Source organism: Pseudomonas sp. 31 R 17 (genome assembly GCF_900004915.1).
Lineage (GTDB): Bacteria > Pseudomonadota > Gammaproteobacteria > Pseudomonadales > Pseudomonadaceae > Aquipseudomonas > Aquipseudomonas orientalis_A.
Window position 1 is genome coordinate 1 of sequence record NZ_CVTN01000050.1, and the last position, 16277, is coordinate 16277.

Sequence of the window (16277 nt, forward strand, 5' to 3'; positions counted from 1 at the left end):
GGTTAGCCGCACTGGGCAAGGGATGACCCATCGCGGCGGCCCAGAGGCCGCCATCGGGGGCAAGCCCCCTCCCACATTTGGACCGGGGCCGACATAAAATACCGGTCGGCTCTAAGGCCGCCGCGCTTTTGATCTTGATCTCAGGCGCCCCGTTAAACCACGCTGGCCGAACGGAGGCTTGAATCCGTGGGCAACCCGGCAGGACGCCGGGTTAGCCGCACTGGGCCATGGATGGCCCATTGCGGCGGCCCACGGATTCAAGCCTTCGTTCGGGCACACCGAGCCTGGGCGAGGTGCCGAGTGGTGGGGCAAGAGCGTTTTGCTTACTTTTGCGCTTTTCAAAAGTGAGCCGCTGTAAAAGCGGAACCCATAGCAGCCGTTACCGCAGAAACGGATATGGACTCGATCTGATCCAACACCCTGGTCGGCCCAGAGGCCGCCATCGGGGGCAAGCCCCCTCCCACATTTGGATTGCAGTGCATCTGCTCAGAAGGGTTAAACGCTCTAGCACGCAGGATCCTGTTGTCCGGGCTACTGGCAGGGTGCCACAATGGCGCCTCTGTCGGAGCAGCCAAACAGGCGAATCGCATGCATAGCCTTGGGCATGGGCAAGACCCGGACCACGTCATCGAAGAACAGGTGCGAACCGACCGTTTGCATCAGCTGTTTCGCCAGTCGTTCTCGGCCATCTTTGGCGCCTGCCTGGCCGCCATCATGCTCTGCTGGCTGTGCTGGGAGCGTTTCGATCACCAGGTCATGGTGGTCTGGCTGGTACTGCTGGCGGGTTCCTCACTGGTGCGCCTGCAGCTGTTCCTTGAATGGTTCCGCTGTCCCAACAGCGAACGCACGCCCGCGCGCTGGGAGCGTCGTTACTGGCTGACACTGATGCTGTCGGCGGGGATCTGGGGCGGCGGGGCGCTGGCGGTGATGCCCGTCGATGACCGCCTGTCCCAGGTGCTGGTGATGCTGTTTACCGTGGGCATGTCGGTCAGCGCGGTGTCGTGCTATTCGGCTTATCGCTCCATGTCGCTGGGGTCCATGGGCCTGGTGCTGTTGCCGTGTACCCTGTGGCTTTTGTTCCAGCCGGCGCCGATGCAGATGGGCGTGGCGCTGGCGGTGTTGGTGTTTTCCTCCTTTGTAGTGGGCGCCACGCGCAAGCTCTCCGATGCCCTGGAAAAAGCCTTTCGCCTGACTCGCCAGATGGAACGTGCGCACACCCTTTCAACTCACGCCGCCCAGACCGATGAACTGACCGGGTTGATGAACCGTCGTGCCTTCTACGAGCGTGCCCAGGCGCTGTACGCCCAGTGCCATCGCGAGCAGCAGCCGTTGTGCGCGCTGATGTTGGACATGGATCACTTCAAAAGCATCAATGACACCTACGGTCATCAGACCGGCGATCAGGTATTGCGCCAGATTGGCGGCGTGATCAGTGCCTCGTTTCGCCAGGTCGATGTGTCCGGTCGCCTGGGGGGCGAAGAATTCGCAATATTGCTGCCCAACACGTCTCTGGAGACCGCGCGCAGCATTGCAGAGCAACTGGTCCAGGCGATTGGCGACCTGCGCGCCGACCCGGTGCAGGGGCTGAGTGCCAGCCTGGGGCTTGCATCGACCCACGCCGAGCCGCTGGACCTGAATGGCTTGATGGACAGCGCCGACAAGGCGCTGTACCGGGCCAAGGCGCTGGGTCGCAATCAGGTCGCAGTGGCGGGCTGATCCTTGGCCATGGCCCTGGCTAACGCCCGCGCGACCTGTTCGGCGGAGTAGGGTTTGGCGAGGAACTCAAAGCCCTCATACCCATTGTCCGCCAGTTCTTCGCTGTAGCCCGACACGAGCACCACCGGCAGGTCCGCACGGCGCTGACGCAGCAGCCTGGCCATGGCGACACCGGTCATCCCCGGCATCACCACATCCGAAAAAATCGCGTCGAAGGCTTCCGCGTCTTTGCCGGCAAGTGCCAGCGCCTGTTCGGCATTGGTCGCCCAGGTGGTCTGGTAACCCAGGTCCTTGAGGATCTGGCAGGCGAAACGTCCTACCTCAAGGTTGTCTTCGACGATCAGCACATGCCATTGGGTAACGTCCTGCGGCGGTAGCAGCGCTGGATGCTCGGCCTGCGGTGGTGCGACTTCGCCCTCCACCTGGGGCAGGTACAGGGTGAACACCGTACCCAGCCCGAAGGTACTGGCCACATCGATATTGCCGCCCGATTGCTTGGCAAAGCCGAAGACTTGCGACAAACCCAGCCCGGTGCCCTTGCCCACGGCCTTGGTGGTAAAAAACGGTTCGAAAATGCGTTCGAAAGTCTCGCTGGAAATACCGCTGCCGGTGTCGGCCAGGGAAATGCACAGGTGAGGCAGGCGCGACCCGGCGTCACCGCGAATACGCGGCAGTGGCTGCTGCCCGACGACCTTGATGGTCAGGGTGCCCTGGCCGTTCATCGCATCGCGGGCATTGAGGGCAATATTGATCAAGGCGGTTTCGAACTGGCTCGGATCGATGCGCGCATAGCAGGGCTGATCGGGCAATTGCACCTGCACATGAATGCGTGCGCCGGTAACGCTTTCGAGCATCTCGCCGATGTTGCGCACCCGTTGGCTGACATCGAATACCTGCGGGTTCAGCGGCTGGCGACGGGCAAAGGCGAGCAGTTGGCTGGTGAGCTTGCTGGCGCGTTCGACGGTATCGGACACCGCCCACATGTAGCGTTGCCGGCGTTCTTCCGACAGCCCCGGCTGGCGCAGGAAATCCACGGAGGAGCGGATGATCGTCAGCAGGTTGTTGAAGTCATGGGCGACGCCGCCGGTAAGCTGGCCGATGGCCTCAAGCTTTTGTGACTGGCGCAGCGCGGCTTCGGCCTGGGCGAGGGCGCGGGTGCGTTCTTCCACGCGCTGCTCGAGGGTCGCATTGAGTTCGGCATAGGCCGCCAGTCCCGCACGCACCGCGGCATCGGCGCGTACGCGTTCGATATGCGCCCAGGAACGTTCGGTGACTTCGCCCAGGAGCGCCAGGTCATAGGAGGACCAGTAGCGGGGCTGTTTGTCGTGCACTGCCATCAATGCGGTGAGGCGGCCGTCCTTGATCAGGGGCATGCAGAGGGTCGCCGTCACGCCGAGCGCCTGGAAATTCGCGGCGTCATGGGCCGGCAATTCAAGCACGTTATTGCGGATCACCAGGGGCTCGCCGGCCCGCAGGCAGGTCATCGCGCGTTCACCGAAGGCGGCCAGGCTGTAACGGCCGACGATGCTCGGCGAACCTTGCGCCGACCAATCGCCGCGAATGGTAAAGCTGTCCTGATCGTCTTCCACATCGGCGTAGGCACAAATCGACACCTGCAGGTGTTTGGCCAACAAGCGGGTAGTCGAGTTCATGATGGCTTCAGCATCGGTTGCAGTGGCGACGCTGCTGCCGATGGCGTCCAGCACCGCCAGGCGCCGTGCAAGAAACACCGTGGCGGTGGTTTCCGTGACGGTATCGAGCAACCCGACCACCCGGCCTTGAGCGTCGCGAATCGGGCTGTAGCAAAAGGTGAAATACGCTTGTTCAGGGGCCTCGCCACGCTGGATCAACAGCGGAAAGTTTTCGATGTAGGTGGCCTGACCGGCGAACGCGGTGTCGGCGATAGGGCTGATGTCATCCCAGACTTCGTGCCACACGTCGCTGAACGGGCGGCCCAGGGCATCAGGCTTGTTACCCAGGATCGGCACGAAGGCGTCGTTGTAGAGGGTGATCAACTGCGGCCCCCAGACGATGGCCTGGGGGAAGCTGGAGGCGAAGCACAGCGCAACGGTGGTCTTCAACACGTCCGGCCAGTGTTCAAGCGGCCCCAGGGGCGAATGGGTCCAATCATGCCGACGAACCCGCTCTGCCATTTCGCTGCTGCCTTGCAGCCAATTCATCATTGGGTTCACACCTTTCGCTACCCGTAGTTAAGCCTTTAAGAGGTCAGACTGCCTAGCTACAGACCGGTATGACCGCAATCAGTTCAGCACGTTGGACTGCTGGATAGCACTTTGATTTTATTGCGCATTTGGGGGCTCGGCCACAGGCTTTATTGTGTGCCGAACAGCCCCGTCCAATAGATGCCTGCATCGCTTTTCGGGTCCATCGCGTAGGCCGCGCCCAAATCGCGAAATTGCGGGTTCATCAGGTTGGCGCAATGGCCGGGGCTGGCGAGCCAACCGTCGATTACCTTGCGCGGCGTATCGAGGCCGGCGGCGATGTTTTCGCCGATATTTTTCCCGACATAGCCGGCCAGCTCGGCGCGGTCGCCGGGGGTACGACCATCGTGGTCGAGGTGATCGAAAAAGTTGCCGTTGGCCATGTTGCGCGTATGGCTGTTGGCGGCGTTGGCCAGGTCGTCGTTCCACGACAGCGGCGTGGTCGCCGTGAACGCCTGGGTGCCGCACTCGCGCGGCTGGGCGCGGGCGGCGTTGATCAGGTCGAGCAGCTTGCGGCCTTCGGTCTGCCAGTCGCCCAGGCCACTGGTGAGCAGCGGGCGCGCCAGTACGATGCGCCAGTCCTGGCCGTTGTTGCTCACGCCGATATCGACGAATTGCGGGTCGAGCACCACGCGACAGAAGCTCTCACGCACCGCTTTCATGGCGGCCTCGGCGTCCTTGGGCCCGGACAGGCTGATGGCCTGCACGTTGACCATCGGGTACGCGGCCCGCGCCAGCGATTGCTGCAAATCGCCGACATTGGAGGCCGGCAGCACCAGCCGTGTATCACTGGCCAGCGGCGGCAACTCCTGGGAACCCTGGTCGTTGCAGCGCTGCACCTGGCTGCGGTACTGGTTGATCTGTTGCACCAACTGACTTTCTTCATTCGCCATCGCGCTGGCGCAGAACACCGTACTGGCGGCCAGCGTCGTAAGACCCATCATCAATGACAGAACGCGCATGGACGTTACCCTTGAGCTTGAAAGTGCCCATGATGCGCGATCCAGGGGCATGCATGCACCCGTTGGTCCGAACTTTTTTCACTCAATTGTTGAGTGGCCGCTGTCGAGCACTCCGGCGACACGGCGCGCAACAGGTACAATTGCCGCTGCCTCGACGTGAAACCCCAGGAATTTGCATGTTCAGCCTTACCCGTTACACCACGCCCTGTCCCGAACCGGTCAACAGCCAGATCCTGCAGATGGTGGTCGACAACCTCACCGACATCAGCAGCGTGGCCCTGGCGCCCAGTAACCTGCTCTATAACATCTACCAGTACGCCATCGGTTTTGAGGTGCACCTGTATCTCGAGGCGCTGGACGGCTCGAAGGGCATCAGCGTTGAGCTGGTCGTGGCGATGCGGGACGAGAGTGTCGTCGGCTTCTGCCTGTACCTGCCGGTGAAGGACGACCCTCAAGCCTGTGGCGTGGCTTTTATGGCCGTGCACGCCGGTTCCAGGCGCCAGGGTGTGGCCCGGGCCATGCTCGATGACGTGTTGGCGCGCTATCCCCATGCGGAACTGGCCTGTTCGGTCGAGAAGGTCCCGGCCTTCGAAACCATGGGCTTCAAGGTGCGCGGCGCGCGCGGCACGCAAGTGCTGATGAACACGCGGGACTACGGCACCGATGGGCTGATGGGGGTGCTGGACGTGGCTGCCATCTACAGCTCGCTGGAAGTGCGGCAGATCCATACCTACCTGCTGCAGAAGCACGGTAAGCGCGCCATGGTTGATGCGGAAAAGCAGCGTGATCGGCATTTGGATCAACTGACGCGCAAGGTGCGGGTGTTTGTGAGCGAGCGTTTGGCAAGAGGTTCGAACACTGAAGATTAAACTGTGGGAGGGGGCTTGCCCCCGATGGCGGTGTGTCAGTCAAATAGGCTGAGACTGACACTCTGCTATCGGGGCATAGGCATCTACACAACTCTGTAGCGCCCAACCGTAACCACGATGCGAAGCGAGTCGCTCTTGATCTTGATCTGCTTTTGATTTCAGGCGCCCCGTTAAACCACGCTGGCCGAACGCAGGCTTGAATCCGCGGCCCACGGATTCAAGCCGGAGAGAGGGCACACCGAGCCTAAGCGAGGTGCCGAGTGGTGGGGCAAGAGCGTTTTGCTTACTTTTGCGCTTTTCAAAAGTGAGCCGCTGTAAAAGCGGAACCTATATCAGCCGTTACCGCAGAAACGGATATGTACTCGTTCCAATCCAACATCCCGGACAGCCCAGAGGCCGCCATCGGGGGCAAGCCCCCTCCCACAGTTGGTTTGTTTTACCAGACAGACCTCATCCTGCTGTGTTTGCTATCTACCAAAAGTAACTTAAGGATGGTAACTTACTAAAGGTAGATTAAGCCCAAAAGGACGCCATGCCATGCACGCACTGATCGTTGTTGCCCATCACGACCCGCAATCCCTCACCCGCAGCGTGGCCGAGCAGGTCGGCGCGGGTTTGAGCGCTTGCGGCCACACCTTTGAAATCGCCGACCTCGCGGCTGAAGGCTTCGACCCTCGCTACACCGCCGCTGACCACCAGGTACACCGCAGCGGGGCAATGCCGCCAGCGGATGTGCGGGCCGAACAGGCACGCATCGACCGCGCCGACGCGTTGGTGCTGGCGTTCCCGATCTACTGGTGGTCCATGCCGGCGTTGCTCAAGGGCTGGATCGACCGTGTCTTCGTCAACGGCTGGGCGATCGAGTACGGCCCGGACATCCCCATGACCAAGAAACTGCGGCACTTGCAGGTGCATCTGCTCGCCTTGGGCGCTGCGGATGCAAGCGCCTTTGACCGGCACGGTTATGCCAAGGCCATGCGCACGCAGATTGATTACGGGATCTTTGACTATTGCGGCGCGCAGGTGCTGACCTCGGAGCTGCTGCTGGACTCGGAAACCGACAGTGCCCAGGCGCATTTGCACAGGGCCAGGATGGTCGGGCAGGGGCTGTTTGAGCGTGAGACCGTCGCCGGGTGATTCAAACGTCGCGAAACAGGTCGTGGGCGTCGAGCAAGCGGTAGGCAATCTCGGGCTGCTTCTCCATGCCGCGACGAATCGCTGCCGGGATCGATTGCCGGGTCTTGCGACACAGGCCGGGCAGTTCGTCGATGACGATCTGGATCCCGCGCATGCTCTTGACCTCGGTATGGCCCGGCGCGATATGCAGGCGGATGCCCAACTGCTCGTACATACGCTGCTGCATATGCTCCAGGTCTTGCAGGCTCTTGAGGTTTTCCAGGCGCGCGAGCAGGCGTTTTTCTTCCTGGCGTGTCAGGTTGAGAATGCGCAGGTCGGCGCCGGGCGCCTCCAGCAAGCGTTCGCGCTCGCAGACGCAGGCGCCGGGCGGGCAGGGTTGGCGAATGGTCATGTGCGTGCCCTCCCGTAACCTGCGTGGTGGCCTTAGTAGCTGAGCGTCACGCCGAGGCTGCCCAGGGCCTTCCAGTACCCAGGATAGGTCTTGGCCACGCAGTCCGGGTCCTGGATCCGGATGCCCGAGACTTTCAGCCCGGCCAGGGCAAAGCACATGGCGATGCGGTGGTCGGCATGGGTGTCGATCGATGCGTTGCACGATGTACCGGCCAGGGCCGGGTCGGCGGCCACCAGCAAGTCGTCGCCCTCGATGGTCGCCAGGCCCGCACGGATTGCGTTGAGGCCGTCATGCAGCGCCTGCACGCGGTCACATTCCTTGACGCGCAGGTTGGCCAGTTCAGTGAAGCGCACCGGGGTGTTGTTGAAGGCGGCGAGCACCGCCAGGGTCGGGATGGCGTCCTGCATCTGCGAGCCCACCACCGTGGCCGGCATGTTCGGGAACTGGGCGATCACCGCCTGGGCCTTGGCGTCCGGCTGGGTGAAATCCTCGGCGGCGACGCCGATGTCGATACGGCCGCCGGTCAGCACTTCGGCAGCCCACAAGTAGGTGGCTGCGGAGGCGTCGGGCTCGATCAAGTAATCGTGGGCGGTGTAGCCGGTCGCGGCCACGCGCCAGGTGCTGTCGTCGACGGCTTCAACCTGGGCGCCGAAGGCACGCATGCAATCGAGGGTCAGGTCCACATAGCCACGGGCGCCGATGTCCTTGCCGGTCAATGCGACTTCGATCGGCGCTTCGCCGCAGGCTGCGAGCATCAGCAGCGCCGACACATACTGGCTGGACAACCCGCCATCGATCTCGAAGCGCTTGGCCTGGACCTTGCCCACGCCATGCACGGTCACCGGTGGGCAGCCGGTCGGGCTGTCGACCCGGATGCCGTTCTGGCCGAGGGTGGCGAGCAGTGGCCCGATCGGGCGCTTTTGCATGTAGTCGTCGCCGTCCAGTACCACGGTGCCTTCCACGGTGGCGACAGCGGCGGTGAGAAAGCGCATGGCGGTGCCGGCATTGCCGAGGAACAGCGGCTGCGCCGGCCATTGCAGTCTGCCCTGGCCGGTAACCACGAAGGTGGTGTCGTCCGGCTCATCGATGGTCACGCCCATCTGCCGCAGGGCTACAGACATGTGGCGGGTGTCGTCGCTCTTCAGGGCGCCGCTCAAGCGGCTGGTGCCGTTGGCCAGGGCCGCCAGCAACAGGGCGCGGTTGGTAATGGATTTGGAGCCGGGGGGCGCGACCTTGCCATTGAGAGGAAAGTTGGGCGGTGTAACGGTCACGGTTTTCTGCGAACTCAAGGGACAAGGCTCCTGATCAAGGCGAGGTGGCATGGAGTGGCCGACGGGGCGGACCCGAATAATCGGCCAAAGGTGCGGTGCTTGTCGAGATTTAGCGCTGGCTCAGCCAGTAATCGTGCAGCGCTCGGGCGGCCGGTTCGATTTCGCCGACCTGTTGCTGATGAGCCTGCACATCCAGGTCCGCCGGCAACTCGAAGTTATCCTGCTCGGCGCACCAGGAGATTTTTTCGAACTGAACGGCCAGTTCGGCGGGCAGCGCTGGCCAGTCGCCGATGGCGGCGCCACGGATGTAGCCAAAGCACCATTCTTCCGCAAGGGTCACAGACTGGCCGTGGTGCTCTTTTTCATCGAACAGGGCCTTGAATGCCGTGGAATCGCCGGCCAGTTGCGCCGCCAGCGTGTTGAAGTGGCGTACACACAGGTCCAGGAACTGCCCGGCCTCTGCGGGGCTTTCCCAGTCCGGGTGCTGCCCGCCCCAGATTGCCGGGAACCACTCGGCGATCTCCACCTGCGTCGGGCTGGAGACCAAGGCCGTGAAATAACCGTCGAGTTCAGCCAGGTTCAGCACCGAATGGTCGTCGCCGTATTTGAGCAGGGTCTCTTCGATCAGGTCGAAATCGGCGGGGGTGAGGGGCTGGGCGTGCATGGGGCATATCCTTCAAACGTCGAACGCCGCAGTGGGGCGGCTTAAAGCGCCAAGGATGGCGCCTGGCAAGGTTTTTTGCCAGTCCCGCTTTTGGCCGATGCGCCGTTGCCTGGCCTTGTTATAGTTCAGGCCTTATCACTCGCCAGTCAGGGATCACTGCCATGTCCGAATACCAAGCTTTCGTCGTCGAACTCAACGGCAACGTTACCCATGTGCAGATCAACCGCCCGGAAAAAATCAACGCGATGAACGCGGCGTTCTGGAGCGAAATCATCGATATCTTCCAATGGATCGAAGACACCGATGCCGTGCGCGCGGTGGTGCTCAGCGGTGCCGGCAAGCACTTTTCCTCCGGCATCGACCTGATGATGCTCGCTTCGGTAGCCAACGAGCTCGGCAAGGATGTAGGCCGTAACGCGCGCGTGCTGCGGCGCAAGATCCTCGAACTGCAAGCCTCGTTCAATGCGGTCGACAACTGCCGCAAGCCGGTGCTGGCAGCGATCCACGGCTATTGCATCGGCGGCGCCATCGACCTGATCAGCGCCTGCGACATGCGCTACGCCGCCGAGGACGCGCTGTTCTCGATCAAGGAAGTCGACATCGGCATGGCCGCCGACGTCGGCACCTTGCAACGCCTGCCGCGCATCGTCGGCGACGGCATGTTGCGCGAACTGGCCTACACCGGTCGTCAGTTCGGCGCCGAAGAAGCGCGCAGCATCGGCCTGGTCAATCGTGTGTATGCCGACTCGACCAGCCTGTTGGCGGGCGTCATGGCCATCGCCCATGAAATCGCCGCCAAGTCGCCCATTGCCGTCACTGGCACCAAAGCGATGATCAGCTATATGCGCGACCACAGCATCAATGACGGCCTGGAATACGTTGCCACCTGGAACTCGGCTATGTTGCAATCCAACGACCTGCGCGTGGCCATCGCGGCCCATATGAGCAAACAGACACCCGAATTCGTGGATTGATTGATATGACCCCAGGCTGGATTACCACAACGCTGCTGGACAACGACGCCGCCGGCGGCTGGGCCGTGGCCCGCAGCCGCGACGGCTTTTTGCACGATGCCAACGGGCCGCTGTTCCCCCGCGAATGGCTCAAGCGCCAGGACCTGTCGGTCTTTGCCGAACACGGCATCGGGCATCTTGATGGCGAGCCGGTGTACCTGCTGGAAATCAACGCTGCTGCCCAGGTGCCGGGCTGCAGCTGGCAAGGCCTGCGCGGTTTTATGCTGCAAGGCGATCACACCCTGTACAAAGTGCTGGGTTATGCCGCACAGATCGGTACCTGGGCGCGCGAGCACCGCTTCTGCGGCAGTTGCGGCCAGGCCATGGTCCAGGTGCCACGGGAGCGGGCGATGTACTGCCAGGCCTGCGACCTGCGCAGCTATCCACGGATTTCGCCGAGCATGATCGTGCTGGTGACCCGTGGCGATGAAATCCTGCTGGCGCGCTCGCCACGCTTTGTCACCGGGGTCTACAGCACCCTGGCCGGCTTCGCCGAGCCGGGTGAGTCGGCTGAAGACTGCCTGATCCGTGAGGTGCGCGAGGAAGTGCAGGTCGAGGTGAAGAACCTGCAGTACATGGGCAGCCAGTGCTGGCCGTTCCCGCATTCGATGATGCTGGGCTTTCATGCCGAGTATGCCGGTGGCGACATCGTGCCCCAGGCCGACGAAATCGAAGATGCGCAGTGGTTCAATATCCACGACCTGCCGCCGTTGCCGGCGTCACGCTCGATTGCGCGCTACCTGATCGACCTCTATGTGGCGCGCCGCCTAGGCCACGCTGAACCAGTGCTGCCAGGCTAGGCGCACGGTCAGGCCGAGCACCACGGTGATGAACACCGGGCGAATGAACTTGGCGCCGCCGCTGATGGCGCTGCGAGCGCCAAAGAATGCGCCGCCCATCACCGAGATGCCCATCGCCAGGCCGACGATCCAGTCCACCGAACCGTTGATGATAAACACCGTCAGTGCCGCCGCGTTGCTGACGAAGTTCATGCTGCGCGCCACGCCGCTGGCCTTCACCAGGTCGATCGGGTGCAGCAGCATCGTGCTCACGGTCCAGAACGCGCCGGTGCCGGGCCCGGCCACGCCGTCATAGAAACCCAGGCCGAAGCCCTGGGTGGCCTGCCATTTCTTCTTGATGGGTGCCTCGGCGTCCAGCGGCGCCTTGGGCGTGCCGCCGAACAGCAGGTACACGCCGCAGGCGAACACGATCACCGGCAGCATCTTGTTCAGGGTTTCGGCGGGCAAATAGTGCGCGACCACGGCGCCGGTCAGCGCACCGATCAACGTACCGACGATGGCATGCACCCATTGGCGCGGGTGGAACAGCTTGCGGCGGTAGAAGGTAAAGCTGGCGGTAGCCGAGCCAAAGGTGGAACTGAGCTTGTTGGTGCCCAGCACCAGGTGCGGTGGCATGCCGGCGGTGAGCAGGGCAGGGGTGGTGAGCAGGCCGCCGCCGCCGGCGATGGCGTCGATGAAACCGGCAACAAAGGCCACGACGGCGAGAATGGCGAGGGTGGTCAGGTCAACGCTGAGTTCGAAGGGCATGGGCAGGGCTTATTGTTGGCGGGGCTGCTGGGAAGGCCGCCATCTTACCCCCCGGATGTGCGCAAAACCAAATGTGGGAGGGGGCTTGCCCCCGATGGCGGCCTCAGGGCCGACCAGGATGTTGGATTGGACCGAGTACATATCCGTTTCTGCGGTCACGGCTGCTAATGGTTCCGCTTTTACAGCGGCTCACTTTTGAAAAGCGCAAAAGTAAGCAAAACGCTCTTGCCCCACCACTCGGCACCTCGCTTGGGCTCGGTGTGCCCGAACGCAGGCTTGAATCCGTGGGCCGCCGCAATGGGCCATCCCTGGCCCAGTGCGGCTAACCCGGCGTCCTGCTGGGTTACCCACGGATTCAAGCCTGCGTTCGGCCAGCGTGGTTTAACGGGGCGCCTGAGATCAAAAGCAAAAGCGCGGCGGCCTTGGAGCCGACCGGGATTTTTTGTCGATCCTGGCCAAAATGCGGGAGGGGGCTTGCTCCCGATGGCGGCCTCAGAGCCGACCAGGATGTTGAGTCGATTCCGGTCCAAATGTGGGAGGGGGCTTGCCCCCGATGGCGGCCTCTGGGCCGACCAGGATGTTGGGTTGGACCGAGTACATATCCGTTTCTGCGGTCACGGCTGCTAATGGTTCCGCTTTTACAGCGGCTCACTTTTGAAAAGCGCAAAAGTAAGCAAAACGCTCTTGCCCCACCACTCGGCACCTCGCCTGCGTTCGGCCAGCGTGGTTTAACGGGGCGCCTGAGATCAAGATCAAAAGCAGATCAAGAGCGACTCGCTTCGCATCGTGGTTACGGTTGAGCGCTACAGAGTTGTGTAGATACCTATGGCCATCGGGGGCAAGCCCCCTCCCACATTTTGATCCTGGGTGCTGGGTTATTTATGGGTGCCCAGCCATTCCAGCGCCGTGCGCCAGATGCAGATGCCCAGAAAGTACGCCGACATCAGCGACCACAGCCCGAATGTCCACGGGTTGGTGTTCGGATAATCCACCACCATCAGGAAGCTGCACAGCAACCAGATCGTGGTCACCGCGATATTGATCGGCATGAAGCGCTTGACCCGGAAGGGGTGCAGGAACTTCATCGGCGTCACGGTCAGCAGCGCCAGGCCGATCACGGTCAGCAAGGTGACCCAGGCGTCCGGCTGGATGATGTACACGCACAGGGCCACCACATTCCACGCCGCCGGGAAGCCGACGAAATAGTTGTCCTTGCTCTTCATGTTCACGTTGCAGAAACAGAACAGCGACGACACCAGGATCACCGACACCGCAAACAGGTGGGTAAATTCCGGCAGGTCGATATAGCGGTAGATAAACAGTGCCGGGATGAACACGTAGGTGAGGTAATCGATCACCAGGTCCAGTACCGAGCCGTCAAAGCTGGGCAACACCGTGCTGACGTTGACCCGTCGCGCCAGGGAGCCGTCGACGCCATCGACCACCAGGGCCAGGCCCAGCCACAGCAGGCAGGCCTTGGGTGAGTTTTCCAGCAGCGCCAGGGTGGCCAGGAATGCCAGTACCACGCCCGTGGCGGTGAAGCCGTGGGCGCCCCAGGCTTTGATTCTGGCTACATGCAGGGTCGATATCACGGGCGGTTCTCCAAAGGATCAAACGGGGCAGCCGACAGCGTAACGCCGTCGAGTCTGGCCGGGGAATGCAGGTATCGACCGGGAAGGCGGGGATAAGGTTCACCACCCGGCGTATGGCTTAGCGTAGCAAGCGCCGCAAGTTTCGGCATCAGCCCTGGCGAAACACCAGGGCCTTCAAGCCACTTTGCGGGTCGATATCCGGGAATTCCGGCGGGTTTTCCAGGCGTTCTACAAAGCGCAGGCTCGCTGCCTCGCGGCTGACGCCGTCGATCAGGAAGTCTTCGCCGAACGCCGGATCGTTCATGCACGCCAGCACCGTACCGTGGGGCGTGAGCAAGTCAGGCAGGCGACGCAGCACGCGCTGGTAGTCCTTGGTCAGCAGGAAGCTGCCTTTCTGGAACGACGGCGGGTCGATGATCACCAGGTCATAGGGGCCGCTATGGGTGACCTTGGCCCAGGACTTGAACAGGTCGTGGCCCAGAAAGGTCACCTTGCTCAAGTCGTGACCATTGAGGCGATGGTTGTCACGGCCACGGCTCAGGGCGCCACGGGCCATGTCCAGGTTCACCACATGCTCGGCGCCGCCTTCGACAGCGGCCACCGAAAACCCGCAAGTGTAGGCAAACAGGTTAAGCACGCGCTGGCCTCTGGCCTGCTCGCGCACCCAGTTGCGGCCGTAGCGCATGTCGAGGAACAGGCCGCTGTTCTGCTTTTTACCCAGGTCGATCAGGTAGCGCAGGCCGCCTTCGGTAATGGTCAACTCGTCGAGGGCGTCACCGACCAGCCACTCGGTGGTGCTTTGCGGCAGATAGCGGTGTTGCAGCGCTACGGTATGGGCGCCGCAACCGGCCCAGTCGATCTGCAACAACAGCTGCTTCAAGGCCTGCAGATGCTCGGTTTCCTTGAACAGCGCCACCAGCACCACGCCTTGCAGCCAGTCCACCGTCAGTTGCTCGAGGCCCGGCCAGCAGCGGCCACGGCCGTGGAACAGGCGACGGGTTTCAGCGGGCGGGCTGGCCAGGGCAGTGAGCAGATGGGCGTGCAGGGTAGCGAGTGCGTCTGGGGTCATCGGTGAGCGTCAGTCGTTGAGCGGGCGGCATTTTAAACACAATTGTGCGTCAGAGCGTGGCGATCAGGGCTGGACCAAAGGTTTCGCGCAGAAAACCCGGGGCAATGTAGCGCTCGTAATGGGCTTCGGACAGCAGGAAAAACTCGCGGTCAATCGCATCGCGCAAGTCGGTGAGGGGACGCTCGCGAAACTCCGGCAGCAACGCCAGACCATAGGCGTCCAGTTTCGACATGACCCGCGCACCCCGGGCAATCAGCTGGTACGCCCAGCAATACGGCGACTGCTGCGGCATGAAGCGAATCTTGCGATCTTCCAGTTGCTGGCGCAGGCGCTGCGGGTCGAAGACTTCCAGCTTGCTGCTCATCACCTGCACCAGCAACTGCTCCAGGCGCAGCCACACCGCGTGCTTTTCCTCGGCGCTATAGCCGTTCCACTGGATCACTTCGTGGTGATAACGCTTGCAGCCCCGGCAGACCAGGTCACCGTAGACGGTGGAACACAGGCCTATGCAGGGCGTTTTGATGGTTTGATTGGGCATAAAAGGCAATTTGCAAAGTTATGGAACACCGCGTTCCCAATGTGGGAGGGAGCAAGCCCCCTTCCACATTTTGGAGCTGTGCTGTTAATCAATCCCAGCTCAGCGCACCGCCAGTCTGGTACTCGATCACACGGGTTTCGAAGAAGTTTTTCTCTTTCTTCAAATCCATAATCTCGCTCATCCACGGGAACGGATTGGTGGTCCCTGGATACTCTTCCTTCAACCCAATCTGCGACAACCGACGGTTAGCAATAAACTTCAGATAATCCTCCATCATCGCCGCATTCATCCCCAGCACCCCACGCGGCATGGTATCCCGCGCGTATTCAATCTCCAGCTGCGTCCCCTGCAGAATCATCTGGGTCGCTTCTTCCTTCATCTCGGCATCCCACAAGTGCGGGTTTTCGATTTTGATCTGGTTGATCACATCGATCCCGAAGTTCAGGTGCATCGACTCATCGCGCAGGATGTACTGGAACTGTTCGGCCACGCCGGTCATTTTGTTGCGGCGGCCCATGGACAGGATCTGGGTGAAGCCGCAGTAGAAGAAGATGCCTTCCAGTACGCAGTAGTAGGCGACCAGGTTGCGCAGCAACTCTTTGTCGGTGTCGACGGTGCCGGTTTCGAACTTCGGATCGGAGATCGAACGGGTGTATTTCAGGCCCCAGGCGGCTTTTTTAGCGACCGATGGGATCTCGTGGTACATGTTGAAGATCTCGCCTTCATCCATGGCCAACGATTCGATGCAGTACTGGTAGGCGTGGGTGTGGATCGCTTCTTCGAAGGCCTGGCGCAGGATGTACTGGCGGCATTCGGGGTTGGTGATCAGGCGGTACACGGCCAGCACCAGGTTGTTGGCGACCAGGGAGTCGGCGGTGGAGAAGAAACCGAGGTTGCGCATGACGATGCGACGTTCGTCATCGGTCAGGCCTTCGGGGTTTTTCCACAGGGCGATGTCGGCGGTCATGTTGACCTCTTGCGGCATCCAGTGGTTGGCGCAGCCGTCGAGGTATTTCTGCCAGGCCCAGTCGTACTTGAAGGGCACGAGCTGGTTGAGGTCGGCGCGGCAGTTGATCATGCGCTTTTCGTCGACGGCGACGCGGGCGGAGGCGCCTTCGAGTTCGGCGAGGCCTTCGGCGACGTCGAGTTTGTCCAGTTCGGCCTTGGCGCGTGCGATGGCGGCCGAATCACTGGCGGTGACGGCGCGGGCTTCGATGGCGGCGGCGGCGCCGGCTCCGTCGAGGCGGTCCATGTTGGCTTCGGTGGCGTGGCCGGCGTTGGCGCCT

15 protein-coding genes are annotated in these 16277 nt (G+C 62.2%); 5 read left to right on the top strand and 10 right to left on the bottom strand.

Features of this window, described 5'->3' with window-relative positions; translation table 11 throughout:
* The first annotated feature begins 588 nt into the window (after positions 1-588).
* Positions 589-1716: a GGDEF domain-containing protein gene (locus BFP89_RS05145; protein WP_065884462.1), complete on the top strand. Its 1128-nt coding sequence runs from the start codon at positions 589-591 to the stop codon at positions 1714-1716.
* Here the strand turns inward: BFP89_RS05145 and BFP89_RS05150 are convergent.
* Together BFP89_RS05150 and BFP89_RS05155 are read right to left on the bottom strand one after the other, a co-directional pair.
* The gene (locus tag BFP89_RS05150) at positions 1695-3899 is read right to left on the bottom strand and encodes a GAF domain-containing hybrid sensor histidine kinase/response regulator (RefSeq protein WP_065884463.1); all 2205 of its coding nucleotides are present in this window, start codon (positions 3897-3899) and stop codon (positions 1695-1697) included. The genes BFP89_RS05145 and BFP89_RS05150 overlap by 22 nt on opposite strands.
* A gap of 149 nt (positions 3900-4048) precedes the next feature.
* Positions 4049-4900, bottom strand: a complete 852-nt coding sequence (locus BFP89_RS05155) for a CAP domain-containing protein (RefSeq protein ID WP_065884464.1) — start codon at positions 4898-4900, stop codon at positions 4049-4051.
* A 176-nt stretch (positions 4901-5076) separates the two neighbouring features.
* Here BFP89_RS05155 and BFP89_RS05160 point away from each other — a divergent pair, with 176 nt between their 5' ends.
* Complete coding sequence (locus BFP89_RS05160; protein WP_065884465.1) at positions 5077-5769, top strand: GNAT family N-acetyltransferase; 693 nt, start codon at positions 5077-5079, stop codon at positions 5767-5769.
* 537 nt (positions 5770-6306) lie between these two features.
* Complete coding sequence (locus BFP89_RS05165) at positions 6307-6906, top strand: NAD(P)H-dependent oxidoreductase (RefSeq protein ID WP_065884466.1); 600 nt, start codon at positions 6307-6309, stop codon at positions 6904-6906.
* A gap of 1 nt (position 6907) precedes the next feature.
* On the opposite strand, the gene BFP89_RS05170 is transcribed toward BFP89_RS05165, so the two are convergent.
* The 3 genes from BFP89_RS05170 to BFP89_RS05180 form a co-directional block, all read right to left on the bottom strand.
* Complete coding sequence (locus BFP89_RS05170; protein WP_065884467.1) at positions 6908-7297, bottom strand: hypothetical protein; 390 nt, start codon at positions 7295-7297, stop codon at positions 6908-6910.
* Between the two features lie 32 nt (positions 7298-7329).
* Complete coding sequence (locus BFP89_RS05175; protein WP_065884468.1) at positions 7330-8586, bottom strand: 3-phosphoshikimate 1-carboxyvinyltransferase; 1257 nt, start codon at positions 8584-8586, stop codon at positions 7330-7332.
* 91 nt (positions 8587-8677) lie between these two features.
* A complete protein-coding gene (locus BFP89_RS05180) occupies positions 8678-9232 on the bottom strand; it encodes a UPF0149 family protein (RefSeq protein WP_065884469.1) in 555 nt (184 codons plus the stop codon).
* A gap of 161 nt (positions 9233-9393) precedes the next feature.
* Between BFP89_RS05180 and BFP89_RS05185 the strand changes: the two genes are divergently transcribed.
* The gene (locus tag BFP89_RS05185; protein WP_065884470.1) at positions 9394-10206 is read left to right on the top strand and encodes a crotonase/enoyl-CoA hydratase family protein; all 813 of its coding nucleotides are present in this window, start codon (positions 9394-9396) and stop codon (positions 10204-10206) included.
* A 5-nt stretch (positions 10207-10211) separates the two neighbouring features.
* Positions 10212-11045, top strand: a complete 834-nt coding sequence (nudC, locus tag BFP89_RS05190) for an NAD(+) diphosphatase (RefSeq protein ID WP_065884471.1) — start codon at positions 10212-10214, stop codon at positions 11043-11045.
* On the opposite strand, the gene BFP89_RS05195 is transcribed toward nudC, so the two are convergent.
* From BFP89_RS05195 to BFP89_RS05220, 5 genes are all read right to left on the bottom strand, one after another.
* Positions 11013-11792 carry a TSUP family transporter gene (locus BFP89_RS05195; RefSeq protein ID WP_065884472.1) on the bottom strand — a complete coding sequence of 260 codons (780 nt, stop codon included), beginning with the start codon at positions 11790-11792 and terminating at the stop codon, positions 11013-11015. The two genes, nudC and BFP89_RS05195, sit on opposite strands and share 33 nt — an antisense overlap.
* Before the next feature lie 875 nt (positions 11793-12667).
* Positions 12668-13384 (bottom strand): phosphatidylcholine synthase, encoded by a 717-nt coding sequence (gene pcsA, locus BFP89_RS05205; protein WP_065884474.1) that lies wholly within the window; start codon positions 13382-13384, stop codon positions 12668-12670.
* A 148-nt stretch (positions 13385-13532) separates the two neighbouring features.
* The gene (locus BFP89_RS05210) at positions 13533-14453 is read right to left on the bottom strand and encodes a class I SAM-dependent methyltransferase (protein ID WP_065884475.1); all 921 of its coding nucleotides are present in this window, start codon (positions 14451-14453) and stop codon (positions 13533-13535) included.
* Positions 14454-14502: 49 nt separating this feature from the next.
* Complete coding sequence (locus BFP89_RS05215) at positions 14503-14991, bottom strand: DUF1289 domain-containing protein (RefSeq protein ID WP_065884476.1); 489 nt, start codon at positions 14989-14991, stop codon at positions 14503-14505.
* Between the two features lie 88 nt (positions 14992-15079).
* A complete protein-coding gene (locus BFP89_RS05220) occupies positions 15080-16243 on the bottom strand; it encodes a ribonucleotide-diphosphate reductase subunit beta (RefSeq protein WP_176718027.1) in 1164 nt (387 codons plus the stop codon).
* Between the last annotated feature and the right edge of the window lie 34 nt (positions 16244-16277).